Genomic DNA, 15,744 nt, shown 5'->3' with positions numbered 1-15,744 from the left:
CGCGCGATCAACGCGCCTTGATCGCCATCGCCGGCAAGCCGCCGCCGCTGAGGCGGCGCTTGGCGTCGGCGAGTTCGGACGCGCTGCCGTACGGCCCCATGCGCACGCGATAGACGGTCTTGTCGGCCATCTGCGCCGATTCCACGCGCGCGCTGAGCCCCAGCATCGCGATCTTCGCCTTCACCGCTTCGGCATCGCCGCTGGCCTGGAACGCGCCGGCCTGCAGCAGGTAGCGCGTGCCGTCGTCCTTGGGTTCGGACTTGGCGGCCGATGCGGCGGTCGCGGTCGGCGCCTGCGTGTTGGACGCGGCGCCGGCATTGGTCACCACGGCGTTGGTCGCGACCACCGGGTGCGCGATGTCGGCGGCATCGGGGTTCGCGGCGGCCTGCTGCTTTTCGGCGGCGGCGCCGCGCGCGGCTTCGGCGCGCTCGGTTTCCGCCAGTTCGGCGTCGGAGAGCGGCACTTCGTTGGACGGCAGCAGCGTGTAGAAGTCGTACTGCGTTTCCTTCGGCTTGTCGGCCTTGGCCGCCGCAGGCGCGGGCTCCGGGACGATCGCATCGTCCTCGTCGGCGCTGACCGTGGACTTGGGCTGCGCATCGGGATTGGGTTTCGGACGGAAGAAACCGTCGCCGTCGCCCTTCGGCCACAACTTGGGCACGCCGACGATCAGCGCGATGCCGAGCGCCAGGCCCGCGAACAACCAGATCCAGGCGGGGTTGGAATCGCCCCCGTTGCGCTTCGCCTGCGACTTCCCGCGTCGTGCCGCCATCACATCTTCTCCGGGGCCGATACGCCCAGCAAATCCAAACCGTTCTTCAGCACCTGGCCGGTGCCGACGCTCAGCGCAAGACGCGCGTCGCGCTGGTTCGCATCATCCACCAGGATGGGCTGCGCGTGGTACCAGACATGGAAGGCATTCGCCAATTCACGCAGGTATTGCGCGACGGCGTGCGGCTCGAGCGTCACCGCGGCCGCTTCGACGACTTCCGGGAAGCGCGAGAGCTCGACCAGCAAGGCCTGCGCCTGTTCATCGGACAGCGTGTCCACGTGGCGCAAGCCGTTCGACAGATCGACGGTGAAGCCCTTCTCCGCGGCCTGGCGCAGCAGGCTGCATACGCGGGCGTGGGCGTACTGCACGTAGAAGACGGGGTTGTCGTTGCTTTGCGAACGCGCCAGGTCGATGTCGAAGGTGAGCTGCGAATCGGGCTTGCGCGCGATCAGGAACCAGCGCGTGGCATCGCGCCCGGCTTCCTCGATCAGGTCGCGCAGCGTGAGGTAGCTGCCCGCGCGCTTGGAGAGCTTCACTTCCTGGCCGCCGCGCATGACGGTGACCATCTGGTGCAGCACGTACTCCGGCCAGTTCTTCGGAATGCCGCAATCCAGCGCCTGCAGGCCGGCGACCACGCGCGCCAGCGAACCGTGGTGGTCCGCGCCCAGCTCGGTGATCGCGCGCTCGTACCCCCGCTGCCATTTGGAGCGGTGATAGGCGACGTCCGGCAGGAAGTAGGTGTAGGTGCCATCCGACTTCCGCATGACGCGGTCTTTGTCGTCGCCGAAGTCGGTCGTACGCAGCCACAGCGCGCCGCCTTCCTCGTAGGTGTGGCCGTGGGCGACCAGCTCGCGAACGGTTTCCTCCACCTTGCCCTGCGTGTAGAGCGAGGATTCCAGGAAATAGACGTCGAAGGACACGCCGTAGGCGGCGAGGTCGGCGTTCTGTTCGCGGCGCAACCAGGCGACGGCGAACTGGCGGACGGCGTCCAGGTCGTTCGGATCCTTCGCGGCATGGACGATGTGGTCTTCGAACTCGACCGTGTCCCCGCGCAGGTAGGCGTTGGCGACATCGACGATGTATTCGCCGCGGTAGCCATCCTCCGGCCACGACGGATCGTCCGGCGTCTTGCCGAGCGCGCGCGCCTGCACCGACTTGGCGAGGTTGTCGATCTGCGCGCCGGCGTCGTTGTAGTAGAACTCGCGCATCACGCGCCAACCGTTGGCGGCCAGCACGCGCGCGATGCAATCGCCGATCGCCGCCGCGCGGCCGTGGCCGACGTGCAGCGGGCCCGTCGGATTGGCGGATACATATTCCACGCCGACCGTGCGGCCAGCACCGCTGGTGTTGTGGCCGTAGGCCGAACCGCGCGCGATGACCTCGCGCAACTCGCGCCCGTAGGCGGCCGGCGCCAAGTGGAAGTTGATGAAGCCCGGGCCGGCGATTTCGACCTTGGCGACATCGTCGGAGGCAGGCAACGCGGCCACCAGGGCCTGCGCGAGCGCGCGCGGGTTGGTGCGCGCGGCCTTGGCCAGGACCATCGCGGCGTTGGTGGAGAAATCGCCGTGCGCGCGCTGGTTCGGACGCTCGACCACGAAGGCCGGGATGTCGAGATCCTGCGGGAGCGTGCCGGCGCTGCGCAGCGCGGCGATGCCCTGGTCGACGAGGGCGTTGATGGAAGCTTTCACGACGGTTGCCGAAGGCCGAAACGACGGCCGCATAGTCTACGGCACGCATGAGAAGAGCCCTCGTGCGGCCATCGACAGGGGCGGGCCTTCGCCGACGATCACGTGGTCGAGCAGGCGGATGCCGAGCAGCCGCAGCGAGTTGCGCATCTCCAGGGTGGTCTTGCGATCGTCGTTGCTCGGCTCGGGCGTGCCGCTGGGGTGGTTGTGGCCGACCACCACGGCCGCGGCATTGAGGGCGAGCGCGCGCTTGGCGATCTCGCGCGGGTAGATGTCCGCCTGGTCCACGGTGCCGTGGAAGAGTTCCTCGAAGGCGATCATCCGCAGCCGCGTATCGAGGAACATCACGGCGAAGACTTCTGCGCGGTGATCGCGCAACCGCCGGTGGAAGAACTCGCCGACCACGCCCGGCCCGGACATGGGATCGCCGGGCTCGAGCGTGGTGGCGTAGTGGCGGTGGCCGAGCTCCAGCGCGGCAAGCAGCAGGCATGCACGCGCGCGGCCGATGCCTTTGAGCTGTTCCATCAGGGGCAGCGGATGGTCGAGCAGGGCGCGCAGCGAGCCCTGCGTATTCAGCAGGTGGCGCGCCGTGGTCACGGCGTCCTGGCCGCGCAGGCCCGAGCCGATGAAGATGGCGAGCAACTCGGCGTCCGACAGGACACGGGCGCCGTGGGCGGCGAGTTTTTCGCGGGGGCGTTCGAGGGAGGGCCAGTCGCGGATGCGCATGGCCACAGCGTGTCGTGCGGGCGGGCGGGGGTGTATCGGGGGAATGGAGGGGTTCGGGTAAGCTGGATGCCTATTCCGCCGTGGGGGTTTTCCGACCGATGAAGGCCGAACCCGTCGCCGCCCTGCATGGCCGGAAGGTGCTGCTCTGCGTCTGCGGCGGCATCGCCGCGTACAAGGCCGCCGACCTCGTCCGCCGCCTGCGCGACGCTGGCGCGACCGTACAGGTCGCGATGACCGAGAACGCCCAGCGCTTCGTCGGCGCCCAGACCTTCCAGGCCTTGTCGGGCCTGCCCGTGCGCACCTCGCTTTGGGACGCCGCCGCCGAACAGGCCATGGGCCACATCGAACTCGCGCGCTGGGCCGACGCCATCCTCGTCGCCCCCGCCACCGCCAACACGCTCGCCAAACTTGCGCACGGATTCGCCGACGACCTGGTCAGCACGCTGTGCCTGGCCACGACCGCGCCGATCACGCTGTGCCCGGCGATGAACCACCGCATGTGGCTGCACGCGGCGACGCAAGCGAATGTCGCGCTGCTGCGCGAACGCGGCGCCCACATCGTCGGGCCCGCCGAAGGCCCGCTGGCCGAAGGCGAATCCGGCCCCGGCCGCATGGTCGAGCCGCTGGACATCGTCGCCGCGCTCGCGAGGGCGACCGCTTGAGCCTTGCCGGCCTCCGCGTCGTCGTCAGCGCGGGACCGACCTACGAGGACCTGGATCCGGTCCGGTTCCTCGGCAACCGCAGCAGCGGGAAGATGGGATTCGCCATCGCCGCCGCGGCCGCGCGACGCGGCGCGCACACCGTGCTCGTCGCAGGTCCCGTGCATCTGCCCACGCCCGAAGGCGTGGCGCGCATCGACGTGCGTTCGGCCGCGCAGATGCATGCGGCCGTGCTCGACGCGCTTCCGGCGGATCTCTACGTGGGCGCGGCCGCCGTCGCGGATTTCACGCCCGAACACCTGGCGCCTTCGAAAATCAAGAAACGCCCCGGCGAAGACGTGCTGACGCTGCGGCTGGTGCGCACCCCCGACATCCTCGCCGACGTCGCGCGCGATCCGCGCCGCCCGCGCATGGTTGTCGGCTTCGCCGCCGAAACAGACGCGCTCGCCACATACGCACAAGGCAAACTCGACGCCAAGCGCATCGACCTCATCGCCGCCAACCGCGTCGGCCAGGCCGGCAGCGGATTCGAGAGCGACGACAATGCGCTGTCGATCTACTGGCGCGACACGAACGGAACCCTCGGCGAACGCACGCTCGGCCCCGCGCCGAAGATTGCGCTCGCCGATGCCCTGCTGGATCTGGTGGAGGAGCGATTGCCCGCATGACGCACAAGGTGCTCGAAGTGAAGGTGCTGGACCCACGCTTCGGCGACGAATGGCCGATGCCGGCCTACGCGACCGAACACAGCGCGGGCCTGGATTTGCGCGCGGCGCTGGAGGCCCCGTTGCTGCTGGAAGCGGGAGAGACGGCGCTGATTCCCTCGGGGTTGGCGATCCACCTGGCCGATCCCACGCTCTGCGCGGTGATCCTGCCGCGCTCGGGGCTGGGCCACCGGCACGGGATCGTGCTGGGCAACGGCACCGGCCTGATCGACGCCGACTACCAGGGCCCGCTGATGATCAGCACCTGGAACCGGGGCCGCGAGGCCTTCACGATTTCGCCGGGCGACCGGATCGCGCAACTGGTGGTGTTGCCGATCGTGCGCGCGACGTTGCAGGTAGTGGATACTTTCGAAGAAAGCGCGCGCGGCAGCGGTGGCTTCGGCCATACCGGCGTGCGTTAACCGGGGGATTTTCAGGAATGACGGAACAAGACAGCGCCGCACCGGCGAAGAGCAAACTCGGCATTCCGGGCGGCGCGCTCAAGCCGTTCATGCCGGTCGTGGCCGTGCTTTGCGGCCTGGTCGCATTGTGGCTGGCGTGGAGCGGGTGGGTGCAATTCCGCGCCGAAAACCGCGCGTCGACGCTGACCCAGGCGCGCGACTTCGCCGCCCGGGAGATTTCCGCGTCGGTCACGAAACAATTGGCCGAACTCGATACGCGCCTGAAGACCCCCGCCGTGCAGGCCGCGCTTGCGCAGGGCAACCTTCCCGGCGCCGCCGCCGCGCTGAAGCAGGGATGGGCGGGCGCGGAGTCGGCCGAGATTTTCGCCGACGGGTTCGAATCGCAATACGGCGCGTTGCCCAAGCTGGGTTACGGCAAGCTCGGCGCCGCCGAGACGGCGATCGCGGAGAACAAGGCGGTCGCCGCGATCGTCCGCGACGGCGGCGGCCCGCGCCTGGCCGTCGCCGCGCCCGCGCACAACGGGCCGGTGCGTGTCGGCGTCGCGTATGTGCGCCTGCCGCTGGATCGCGCGGCTGGCCCGATCACGCGCGCTTCCGTCGACGACGACAGTTACCTCGCGCTGCGCCAGGGGAGCTACAGCGTCGCCGAGCACGGCGACAAGGAACTCGCCAACGGCGCCGAAGTACTCGCCACCCCGGTGAAGGGCACGAGCTGGCGCATCGCCGCCGGCCTGCCGGATGCCGGCAAGGCGCCGTTCGGGCTCGGCGCGTTGCCGTGCTGGATCGCGGCGCTGCTGTTCGCGGTGTTCGGCTGGCTCGCGCTGCGTGCCGCTCGCAAGCCCACGGTCGCGGTCGAAGACGAACACCAGGCCGACGCACCCACGCTGGCGCAGATGCAGTCCGGTGCGCCCGCCGCGGCGCCGGTGGCCGCGCCGGTCGTCATCGCCCCGGTGACGGCGCCGGAGGAAGCCATCGCGCCGCGCATCGCCGAACCCACCGCGCCGGCGCCCGCCGGCCGCGTGCTCATCGACAAGTCGATCTTCCGCGCGTACGACATCCGCGGCATCGTCGGGAAGACGCTCGACACGAGCGTCGCCGAATTGATCGGCCAAGCGATCGGTTCGCTGATGACCGAGCGCGGCCTGCACGACATCATCGTCGGCCGCGACGGCCGCCTGTCGGGCCCCGACATGATCGACGGTCTCGTTCGCGGCCTGCGCAAGACCGGCCGTAACGTGGTCGACATCGGCCTGGCGGCGACGCCGGTCGTGTATTTCGCGGCCTACCAACTGCGCACCGGGTGCTGCGTCGCGGTCACCGGCAGCCACAATCCGCCGGACTACAACGGGTTCAAGATCGTCGTCGGCGGCGAAACGCTGTCGGGCAAGGCGATCGAAGATCTGTACGCGCGCATCGCCGAGGATCGCCTGCACGAAGCGCCCACGCCGGGCAACGTGCAGCAGCGCGACGTCTCGAAGGAATACATCGACCGCATTTCCGCCGACGTGCAGCTCGACCGCCGCCTGAAGGTGGTCGTCGACGCGGGCAACGGCGTCGCCGGCGCGATCGCGCCGCAGGTCCTGTCCGCCATCGGCGCGGAAGTCACGCCGCTGTACTGCGAAGTCGACGGCACCTTCCCCAACCACCATCCCGATCCGAGCGAGGCGCACAACCTCGAAGACCTCGTGAAGATGGTCAAGCGCCTGGGCGCCGACATCGGCGTGGCCTTCGACGGCGACGGTGACCGCCTCGGCGTGGTGACCAAGGACGGGCACAACATCTTCCCCGATCGCCTGCTGATGCTGTTCGCGGCCGACGTGCTCGAACGCAACCCCGGCGCGGTCATCGTCTACGACGTGAAGTGCACCGGTCGCCTGCCGGGCCAGATCCTGCGCCATGGCGGCAGCCCGCTGATGTGGAAGACCGGCCATTCGCTGATCAAGGCCAAGATGCGCGAGACCGACGCCGAGCTCGCGGGCGAGATGAGCGGCCACTTCTTCTTCAAGGAACGCTGGTTCGGGTTCGACGACGGCATCTACGCCGCCGCGCGCCTGCTCGAGATCCTCGCCAGCCGCAGCACCTCGCCGAGCGAAGTGCTCGACGCGTTGCCCGATGGCGTGTCGACGCCCGAGATCAAGGTGCCCGCGCCGAACGACGATCCGCATTCGTTCGTCGACCTGTTCAAGGCGAAGGCGAAGTTCGAAGGCGGGCGCCTGTCGTCGATCGACGGCCTGCGCGCCGATTGGCCGGATGGCTGGGGCCTGGTGCGTGCGTCGAACACCACGCCGGTGCTGGTGATGCGTTTCGACGGCGACAACAAGGAAGCGCTTGCGCGCATCCAGGCCGCTTTCCGCGAACAGCTGCTCGCGGTGCGGCCGGACCTCGTGCTGCCGTTCTGAAGCCTGGCCGGATCAGCCGCCCGTCGCGGGCGGCTGCGCGGCGGGCGAAGCGGCGGCGTCTTTCTTCGCCTGCTGGCCCTGCTTGATTTCGCGATAGCGCGTCAGGACCGAATCGAGTTCTTCGTCCAGGCTCGCGCGCTGCACGCGCTGCTGCGCGAACAGGCGCTCGCGGCGGCGCAGTTCGGCATGCTGCGTGTGGATGTTGGTGCGCGCGACCGGCGAGACCGGCTTGCCGGCGAGTTCGTTCTCGCCCGCCTGCCGCAGCAGCGCGACCAGGCTCTGGCGCAAACCGATGACGCCCAGCTCCGAGGCCTTCAAGGATTCCTCGACCAGGTCGATGCGCTCCTGGAAAGATTTGCGCAGGTCGTCTTCGGTTTCGTACGACTCGGCCATCGCCATTTCGCGACGGGCGCGGGCTTCCTCGGTTTCGGCGCGCGCCTTGTCGGCGGCGATGCCGGCCTCGTAAGCGGCGCGTTCTTCGGGCGTCATCGCGCGATCGACATCGCCGGTATGGCGGCCGGAAGCATTGAACTCCGTGCGGCGAACGCCGGCGGCTTCGGCCGGCAGCGCATCGCCGCAGACCTTCGCGCCGTTTTCTTCCCAGCAATAGAGTTTTTTGTTCTTCGGCGGCGGTGCGCCGCGCCGTTGCGCGTGCGCATCGGTGGGCAGCAACGCGAGCGCAAGCAGCGGCGCGAGCAACAACGTGGCGGTGGTGAGCGTCTTGCTGGAAGGCATGGTCGCAGCCCCTGTTCTGCGTTCGTCCCCGGGCGCCATCTTACGGCGCGGTGGCGATGCCGTAACGCGCGCGGTAGGCGAGCAGGGCATCGCGGTGGTCCACAAGGTCGGCGCTTTCGCCGGCAAACGCAAGCAGGTCGGCCAGCGTCGCCACGGCCACGACCGGCAGGGCGTGTTCATCGGCCACGGCCTGCGCGGCGGACTGCGCATGCGCTTCGCTCGCGCGCTCCTGGCGGTCGAGCGCGATCACGATGCCGGCCGGGATGCCGCCGACATCGCGGATGATGCCGAGCGCCTCGCGGATCGCGGTGCCGGCGGTGATCACGTCGTCGATGATCAGTACGCGTTTGCCGGCCAGCGGTGCGCCGATCAGCAGGCCGCCCTCGCCATGCGCCTTGGCTTCCTTGCGGTTGAAGGACAGCGGCAGGTCGCGGCCGCGGCGGGCGTATTCGCAGGCCAGGGCGGTCGCCAGCGGGATGCCTTTGTAGGCCGGCCCGAAAAGGACGTCGAACCCCACGCCGGCGGCGTCCACCGCATCGGCGTAGCACGTGGCCACCTCGGCCAGCGCCGCGCCCGAATCGAAGCGGCCGGCGTTGAAGAAGTACGGGCTTTCGCGGCCGGACTTGAGCGTGAACGCGCCGAAGCGCAGGGCCTGCGCACGCAGCGCGAGTGTGAGAAAGCGGGCGCGGTGGTCGGTCACGTGGGGCCGTCGGGCGTTGGGCGGATGAAGGCAATGATAAGGCCCGGCGCGGGGTGGGTCCGTCGGCGCGCGCGGATGGGCTAGGCTTGGCGCTGCACCCGAGAACGGATCTCGCGATTTGCGCATTGTCAGCTTCAACGCCAACGGCGTCCGCTCAGCGGCGGGCAAGGGGTTCTTCGACTGGTTCAACGACCAGCGCGCCGACGTCCTCTGCCTGCAGGAAACCAAGGCGCAGGAGCACCAGGTCTCCGGCCCCGAATTCCTGCCGAAGGGCTACAAGGCCTGGTTCCGCGACGCGACGACGAAGAAGGGCTACAGCGGCGTGGCGATCTACAGCAAGCGCCAACCCGACGAGGTCCGCACCAACCTGGGTTGGGCGCCGTTCGACGACGAAGGCCGCTACATCGAAGCCCGTTTCGGCAACCTGAGCGTGGTGTCGTTCTACATCCCGTCGGGCTCGTCGGGCGAATTGCGGCAGGGCTTCAAGTTCGAAGTGATGGAATGGCTGCGGCCGATCCTCCACCACTGGCTGCACAGCGGCCGCGACTACGTGCTGTGCGGCGACTGGAACATCGTGCGCAGCGAGCTGGACATCAAGAACTGGAAGTCGAACCAGAAGAACTCCGGCTGCCTGCCGCGCGAGCGCGACTGGCTCAACGGCATGTGCGCCGACGACACCGGTTGGGTCGATGCGTACCGCGCGCTGCACAGCGAAGGCCAGGACTACACCTGGTGGAGCAACCGCGGCGCGGCGCGCGCGAAGAACGTCGGGTGGCGCATCGACTACCAGTTCTGCACGCCCTCCCTGCGCGACAAGCTCAAGGGATGCGAGATCCACCCGACGCCGCGTTTTTCCGACCACGCGCCGTTCGTCGTGGATTACAAACTGTGAGTGCCGCGCCCGGCGCGAAGCCCGCGAAGCCCTCCGTCTGGAAAGCGTTCACCCAACCCGCGGCGTGGACGATGTTCTTCTTCGGGTTCGCCTCGGGCCTGCCGTTCCTGCTGGTCGCCGGCACGCTGGCGTACTGGCTCAAGGAAAACGACATCGTGCTCAAGGAGATCACGGTGATCGCCAGCGCGGGCATGACCTACGCGCTGAAATTCCTGTGGGCGCCGCTGCTGGACCATTGGCGCCTGCCGCTGTTCGTGCGGCTCGGGCAACGCCGCGGGTGGTTGCTGTTCGCGCAATTGGCCGTCATCGCGGGCTTGCTCGGGATGGCATGGGCCACGCCCGCATCGCTGGGCGTCTTCGTCGTGTTCACGCTGATCGTGGCGTTCGCCGGCGCGACGCAGGACATCGCGGTCGATGCCTACCGCATCGAAATCGGCGAACCCTCGGTGCAGGGCGCGCTGGTCGCGACGTATTCGCTCGGTTACCGCATCGCGTTGATCGTGACCGGCGCATTCGCGTTGTTCATGGCCGACCACATGCCGTGGAGCGCGGTGTACCAGTTGCTGGCGGCCCTGATGTTGCTGCCGGTGGTGGTCACGCTGATTGCGCGCGAGCCGGAGGTGTTGCGCAAACGCCCGGCGGACTGGAACGAAGCGATGCGCGAAAGCGTCGTCGAACCCTTCGTGGATTTCTTCCGCCGCTACGGCGCGCAGACCGCGCTGCTGACGCTGGCCTTCATCCTGTTGTTCAAGATTCCGGAACAGGCGCTCGTCGGCGGCATCATGAGCCCGTTCTACCTGTCGCTGGAGTTCACCAAGACGCAGATCGGCGCGGTCACGAAGATCTACGGCATCTGGATGGGGATCATCGGCGTGTTCCTCGGCGGCATGGCGATCGCGCGCTGGGGCGTGCGCAAGCCGCTGCTCGCGTCCATCGTGCTGTGCGCCTCGTGCAACCTGTTGTACGTGTGGTTGATCGGGCATCCGGGCAGCATTCCCGCGCTGACGCTGGTGATCTCGGCGGAGAACATCACGCTCGGCTTCCTCGGCACCGCGGCGGTCGCCTTCCTCTCGGCCCTGGTGAACAGGCAGCACACCGCCACGCAATACGCACTGCTCAGCTCGATGGTGAACCTGCCGGGCAAGGTGCTGGGTGTGTTCGCGGGCGGCATCGTGGAAGCCACGAGTTACGGCACGTACTTCATCATCGCGACCCTGGCCGTCCTGCCCGCCACGCTGCTGTTCCTCTACCTCTGGCCCCGGTTCCGCCACATCGACGTCCCGACCGACCGCTGAGCCCCGTTGTCCGGGTGACGGCATCGGGGCATGATCCGGCCCGTTGCCACCCGGTTTCACGTTGGGGTTGGATGGAGGCCGCATGACCGACCTGGTATTGCGCGACATCGATCCGAACATGGCCGATCGCATCAAGCGATTGGCCGATGCGCGCGGCTGGAGCATGCACGTCACGCTCGAGAACCTGCTGCAGCGCGGGCTGATGGCCTGCGAGCAAGGCCTGCACGTGCACTTCAACGATCGCGAATCGACCGCGCTGGAACAGGCGATCGCGGCGATGGAAGGCGTGGCGAGCGACCAGGGCTTCGGGCTGATCGGCCGTGCGCCCGAACCGCCGGCGCCGACGCACATCCTCGATCGCTGGGTCGAAGACCTCTAGCGTCGGGCTGATCAGCGCGGGTAGAGCACACCCAGCACGCGCGGACCGCGCGCGCCGGTCACCGCCGGCACGTTGCCGGGGCGCCCGGCCAGCGTTTCGCGCGCGAGCCATGCGAAGGCCATCGCTTCGACGAAATCCGGATCGAGCCCGTAGAGGGCCGTCGATTCCACGCGCACGCCCGGCAACTGCGCGGCGATGCGCGCCAGCAACACCGGGTTGTGCACGCCGCCGCCGCAGACGAGCACGCGACGCGTGTCCGGCTGGTACGCGCGCAATGCATCGGCGACCGTGCGCGCGGTGAGTTCGAGCAAGGTGGCCTGCACGTCTTCCGGTGCTTCACCGCCGCGCAGTTGCGTGCGGACCCAGTCGAGATGGAAGTGTTCGCGGCCGCTGCTTTTCGGCGGCGGCAGCGTGAACCACGGTTCGGCGAGCAGGCGTTGGAGCAGCGCGTCGTCGACGCGGCCGCTTGCGGCGAATGCGCCGTGCGCATCGAAGGGCGTGCCGTGGTGTTGTTCGCACCACGCGTCCATCAAGGCGTTGGCGGGACCGGTGTCGAAGCCGCGCACCTCGCCCTTCGCGGGCAGCAAGGTGAAGTTCGCGATGCCGCCGAGGTTGAGTACGGCGCGCGCTTCATTCGCATCGTGCAGGAGCGCTGCGTGGAAGGCGGGCACCAGCGGCGCACCCTGGCCGCCGGCGGCGAGGTCGCGGCGGCGGAAGTCGGCGACGGTGTCGATGCCCGTGCGCTCGGCGATGACATTGCCATCGCCGATTTGCCAGGTGAACGGATGCGCGGCCGCGGGGCGATGGCGGATCGTCTGCCCGTGCGAACCGATCGAACGCACGTCGCCCGGCGTCAGGCGCGCAGCTTCGATCAAGCGCAACGCGGCATCGGCGAAGGCTTGCGCGACCTGCACGTCGAGCATGCCGATTTCGTCGAGCGATCGCGCATCGCCGCCCTGGCCCAGCGCCACCAGGCGCGCGCGCAAGTGCGGATCCCAGGAAAAGGTTTCGCCGTGGACCAGGTTGCAGTGGGCGCCTTCGAAGCGGACGAGCGCGGCATCGATGCCATCGGCGCTCGTTCCCGAGATCAGGCCGAGGTGGAGTTCACCGTCGGTTGGACGTGCGTCGCGTGTTTCCACGCGAACGTCAGGCCTTCTTGTTCTTGACCGGCTTCGGCGTTTCGCCGGCGTCGGCGTAGATCACCTTCTCCACGCTCTGGATGCGCGCCAGCGCATTGGAGGTCTGCGCACGGAACTGCGCGAGCGCGGCGCCGTTGAGCGGTTCGGGGGGCGGCATCGTCACCGAGAGCGGATTGCGGTGCACGCCGTTGATGCGGAATTCGTAATGCAGGTGCGGGCCGGTGGCCAGGCCGGTCATGCCGACGTAGCCGATCACCTTGCCCTGCGGGATGCGCTGGCCGACCTTGATGTCGCCGAAGCGCGACATGTGGCCGTACAGCGTGGTGTAACCGCGGCCGTGGTCGAGGATCACCGCGCGGCCGTAACCGCCCTTCCAGCCGGCGAACTGCACGCGCGCATCGCCCGCGGCCATGATCGGCGTGCCGGTGGACGCGCCGTAATCGACGCCCTGGTGCTGGCGCACGGTGCCGAGCACCGGATGGCGCCGCGAACCGAAGGTTGAGGTCAGGCGCGCATACGGAATCGGCATGCGGATGAAGCTCTTCTTCAGCGGGCGGCCGTCGGCGGTGAAGTATTCCGACTTGCCGTTGCGCTCGAAGCGGAAACCCGAATGCAGCTTGCCGCCGACGGTGAAGGTCGCGGCCTGCACCGGGCCGGTGCGGATCAGCTCGCCATCGCGCCAGACCTGCTCGACCACGACGCTGAAGCGGTCGGTGGACGCGACGTCTTCGTTGAAGTCGATGTCGTACTTGAAGATGTCGTCGGTGAGCGTGGTGATCGCGCTGCCCGACAGGCCGAGCTTGCGCGCCGAATGGAACAGGGACTTGCCGACGTTGCCGCTGATGACGACGGTACGCGATTCGGTCGGGCGCTCGATGACTTTCTCGCTGACCTTGTCGCCGTCGATGCGGTATTCGACGCGATGGGTTTCGTCGCGGTCGTAGCGGAACGCGCGCAGCTGGCCGCCGACGGGCAGGTCGAAGGCGAGCTCGGTGCCCGGCTTCATGCGCGTGAGCGCCTGCTTGGCGCCGGGCTGCTCGAGCAACTGGTGCATGGTGGACGCGGGCACGTCCATGTCGTCGAACAGGCTGCCGAGGGTCTGGCCGCGTTCGACGCGGACGATCTGCCAGCTGTCGCCGGCCTGGCCATGCAACCGCGCCATGGACAGCGGCGGCAGCGACAGGGCGAGGGTGGTGCGGGCCTGCGTCGGCGACGGGCCGCCGGCGTGGCGCGAATCGGAGAAACCGGGGACGATGGCGGCGACCAGCACGGCCAGCGTGGCGAACAGGCTGACATGGGCCCACTGGCGACGGGTCCAGCGGCCGCTGAAGCCGGCCGGCAGGCGCGCGGCGACATGGCGGTGCAGCGCCGCTTCGCGCAGGATGTCGAGCCGTGCGCGGCGTGCCTTGTCGATTCCGGATTTGCCCATGGTGCTTCCCCTTCGAAAACCAGTTAGCGCGCCGTGAGCTGCGCGTAACGGCGCTACCATAGACACGCTAGAAACCTGCGTCAAACCCTTGAGTGGGATGGGGTTTTTGTTTTAACCCCGCTTTAACGCTACCTTCACGATCCGGGTCACGGATTCGTAACAACCCTCATCGAGTTCATCTTTGTGTCGATCCAGGCTGCCCTAGAACAAATCGGCCGCGGCGCCGACGAAATCCTCAAGCGCGACGAGCTGGAGGCCCGGCTGAAGGCCGGCCGTCCGTTGCGCATCAAGGCCGGTTTCGACCCGACTGCCCCCGACTTGCACCTGGGCCATACGGTCCTGCTCAACAAGATGCGGCAGTTCCAGGACCTGGGGCACCAGGTGATCTTCCTGATCGGCGACTTCACCGGGATGATCGGCGACCCCACGGGCAAGAACGTCACCCGCAAGCCGCTGACGCGCGAAGACGTCGAAGCCAATGCGCGTACCTATGCCGACCAGGTGTTCAAGGTGCTGGATCGCGAGCGCACCGAGCTGCGGTTCAACAGCGAGTGGTTCGGGCAGATGGGCGCGGCCGACATGATCAAGCTCGCGGCGCAGCACACCGTGGCGCGCATGCTGGAGCGCGACGATTTCGCCAAGCGCTACGCGGCGCAGCAATCGATCTCGATCCACGAATTCCTCTATCCGCTCGTGCAGGGCTACGACTCGGTGGCCTTGAAGGCCGATGTCGAGCTCGGTGGCACCGACCAGAAATTCAATCTGCTGATGGGGCGCGGGTTGCAGGAGCATTTCGGGCAGGCACCGCAGATCGTGTTGACGATGCCGCTGCTCGAAGGCCTCGATGGCGTGCAGAAAATGAGCAAGTCGCTGGGCAACTACATCGGCATCGACGAGCCTGCGATCGACATGGTCACCAAGACGATGAAGATCGGCGATGCGTTGATGTGGCGGTGGATCGAGTTGCTCAGTTTCGAGATCGATGCGGTCCAGGCGGTGCGTCTGAACGCCGACGTCGCGGCGGGAACGTTGAATCCGCGCGATGTGAAGCTGCGGCTTGCGCGCGAACTGACCGCGCGATTCCACGGCGAAGCGGCTGCGGAAATCGCGATCGCCGGTTGGAATGCCGCGGTGCGTGGCGAAGGCGATGTCGCGTCATTGCCGCTGCAGGATGTGCAGGTGCCGGCGGAGGGTTTGCGCATCGCGCAGTTGCTCGTCGCCGCGGGGCTTGCGCCCAGTAATTCGGAAGCCAATCGCAAGTTGAAGGAACGCGCGGTGCGCGTGGATGGCGCGGTCGTCGAAGATGCAGCGCTGGCCTTCGGGCCGGGTTTCGAAGGCGTTCTGGCGATCGGCAAGCGCAATTTCGCGCGCGTCAGGTTGGTCGCGGCGCCTTGAGATTTCGGTGAGGTCGCGCACGGCATTTGATCGGATCGGATCGAATGTCGAAATCCGATCGAAAAAACAGTTGCTCCTTTCCGCCGAATCGGCATAATGCGCGGCCCGCCGGGAGCGGGTGCGGCAGCGGTTTCGCCGCAAGCGACGACATCACTGAATCGCCGCCCGCTTCCACGAAATTTGTCTTCATCAGGTGTTGACGTTCTTCGGATCGCCTGTATGATGTGCGGCTCCCTTGGGCACTTCGGTGCGGCGGGGGAAGGGAGAAGGCGCTGAGGCCGCTCCCGACGATCTTTGACAGTGTGCGCAGGTGACTTGTGCGGGCGTCTGGCGGGTGGATACGTTGTCCATCTTGCAGACGTTCGTAACAGAGCAACAAGTCAATTCAAATGGCAAACAAGCAATTGTTTAGCCAG

The 15,744-nt window shown here is 68.0% G+C and carries 13 protein-coding genes and 1 pseudogene; 7 read left to right on the top strand and 7 right to left on the bottom strand.

Annotation, left to right across the window (positions count from 1 at the left end):
- Positions 1–7: 7 nt before the first annotated feature.
- From AB4059_RS06915 to radC, 3 genes are read right to left on the bottom strand one after another with little or no spacing between them, the layout of a single operon-like run.
- Positions 8–769: an SPOR domain-containing protein gene (locus tag AB4059_RS06915; RefSeq protein WP_498977926.1), complete on the bottom strand. Its 762-nt coding sequence runs from the start codon at positions 767–769 to the stop codon at positions 8–10.
- On the bottom strand, positions 769–2,457 hold the full coding sequence (gene argS, locus AB4059_RS06910) for an arginine--tRNA ligase (protein ID WP_498977924.1): 1,689 nt from the start codon (positions 2,455–2,457) through the stop codon (positions 769–771). The genes AB4059_RS06915 and argS overlap by 1 nt, the downstream gene beginning before the upstream one ends.
- A gap of 36 nt (positions 2,458–2,493) precedes the next feature.
- Positions 2,494–3,180 carry a RadC family protein gene (radC, locus tag AB4059_RS06905; protein WP_498977922.1) on the bottom strand — a complete coding sequence of 229 codons (687 nt, stop codon included), beginning with the start codon at positions 3,178–3,180 and terminating at the stop codon, positions 2,494–2,496.
- Between the two features lie 98 nt (positions 3,181–3,278).
- Here radC and coaBC point away from each other — a divergent pair.
- The 3 genes and pseudogenes from coaBC (at position 3,279) to AB4059_RS06890 (ending at position 7,364) form a co-directional block, all read left to right on the top strand.
- Positions 3,279–4,507: pseudogene (coaBC, locus tag AB4059_RS06900) on the top strand (bifunctional phosphopantothenoylcysteine decarboxylase/phosphopantothenate--cysteine ligase CoaBC).
- Positions 4,504–4,965 carry a dUTP diphosphatase gene (gene dut, locus AB4059_RS06895; protein ID WP_498977920.1) on the top strand — a complete coding sequence of 154 codons (462 nt, stop codon included), beginning with the start codon at positions 4,504–4,506 and terminating at the stop codon, positions 4,963–4,965. The pseudogene coaBC and the gene dut overlap by 4 nt, the downstream one beginning before the upstream one ends.
- 17 nt (positions 4,966–4,982) lie before the next feature.
- Positions 4,983–7,364 carry a phosphomannomutase/phosphoglucomutase gene (locus AB4059_RS06890; RefSeq protein ID WP_498977918.1) on the top strand — a complete coding sequence of 794 codons (2,382 nt, stop codon included), beginning with the start codon at positions 4,983–4,985 and terminating at the stop codon, positions 7,362–7,364.
- 12 nt (positions 7,365–7,376) lie between these two features.
- On the opposite strand, the gene AB4059_RS06885 is transcribed toward AB4059_RS06890, so the two are convergent.
- Both AB4059_RS06885 and pyrE read right to left on the bottom strand, forming a co-directional pair.
- Positions 7,377–8,099 carry a hypothetical protein gene (locus AB4059_RS06885; protein WP_498977916.1) on the bottom strand — a complete coding sequence of 241 codons (723 nt, stop codon included), beginning with the start codon at positions 8,097–8,099 and terminating at the stop codon, positions 7,377–7,379.
- Between the two features lie 40 nt (positions 8,100–8,139).
- Positions 8,140–8,799 (bottom strand): orotate phosphoribosyltransferase, encoded by a 660-nt coding sequence (gene pyrE / locus AB4059_RS06880; RefSeq protein WP_498977914.1) that lies wholly within the window; start codon positions 8,797–8,799, stop codon positions 8,140–8,142.
- Between the two features lie 118 nt (positions 8,800–8,917).
- Here pyrE and AB4059_RS06875 point away from each other — a divergent pair, with 118 nt between their 5' ends.
- From AB4059_RS06875 to AB4059_RS06865, 3 genes are all read left to right on the top strand, one after another.
- The gene (locus AB4059_RS06875; RefSeq protein WP_498977912.1) at positions 8,918–9,691 is read left to right on the top strand and encodes an exodeoxyribonuclease III; all 774 of its coding nucleotides are present in this window, start codon (positions 8,918–8,920) and stop codon (positions 9,689–9,691) included.
- Positions 9,688–10,986 (top strand): AmpG family muropeptide MFS transporter, encoded by a 1,299-nt coding sequence (locus AB4059_RS06870; protein ID WP_498977910.1) that lies wholly within the window; start codon positions 9,688–9,690, stop codon positions 10,984–10,986. The genes AB4059_RS06875 and AB4059_RS06870 overlap by 4 nt, the downstream gene beginning before the upstream one ends.
- Positions 10,987–11,068: 82 nt before the next feature.
- The gene (locus AB4059_RS06865) at positions 11,069–11,365 is read left to right on the top strand and encodes a hypothetical protein (RefSeq protein ID WP_498959186.1); all 297 of its coding nucleotides are present in this window, start codon (positions 11,069–11,071) and stop codon (positions 11,363–11,365) included.
- 11 nt (positions 11,366–11,376) lie between these two features.
- On the opposite strand, the gene AB4059_RS06860 is transcribed toward AB4059_RS06865, so the two are convergent.
- Complete coding sequence (locus AB4059_RS06860; RefSeq protein WP_498977908.1) at positions 11,377–12,504, bottom strand: anhydro-N-acetylmuramic acid kinase; 1,128 nt, start codon at positions 12,502–12,504, stop codon at positions 11,377–11,379.
- Between the two features lie 7 nt (positions 12,505–12,511).
- Positions 12,512–13,933: a peptidoglycan DD-metalloendopeptidase family protein gene (locus tag AB4059_RS06855; RefSeq protein WP_498977906.1), complete on the bottom strand. Its 1,422-nt coding sequence runs from the start codon at positions 13,931–13,933 to the stop codon at positions 12,512–12,514.
- A 183-nt stretch (positions 13,934–14,116) separates the two neighbouring features.
- On the opposite strand from AB4059_RS06855, the gene tyrS reads away from it, so the two are divergent.
- Entirely contained in the window at positions 14,117–15,328 is a 1,212-nt protein-coding gene (tyrS, locus tag AB4059_RS06850) for a tyrosine--tRNA ligase (protein WP_498977905.1), read from the top strand.
- Positions 15,329–15,744 lie beyond the last annotated feature (416 nt).

It is taken from the genome of Lysobacter sp. 2RAF19, from assembly GCF_052115395.1.
In the GTDB taxonomy this organism is placed as follows: domain Bacteria; phylum Pseudomonadota; class Gammaproteobacteria; order Xanthomonadales; family Xanthomonadaceae; genus Noviluteimonas.
The sequence above is the reverse complement of the archived record's forward strand: the minus strand, read 5'-3'. Positions and strand labels throughout refer to the sequence as shown.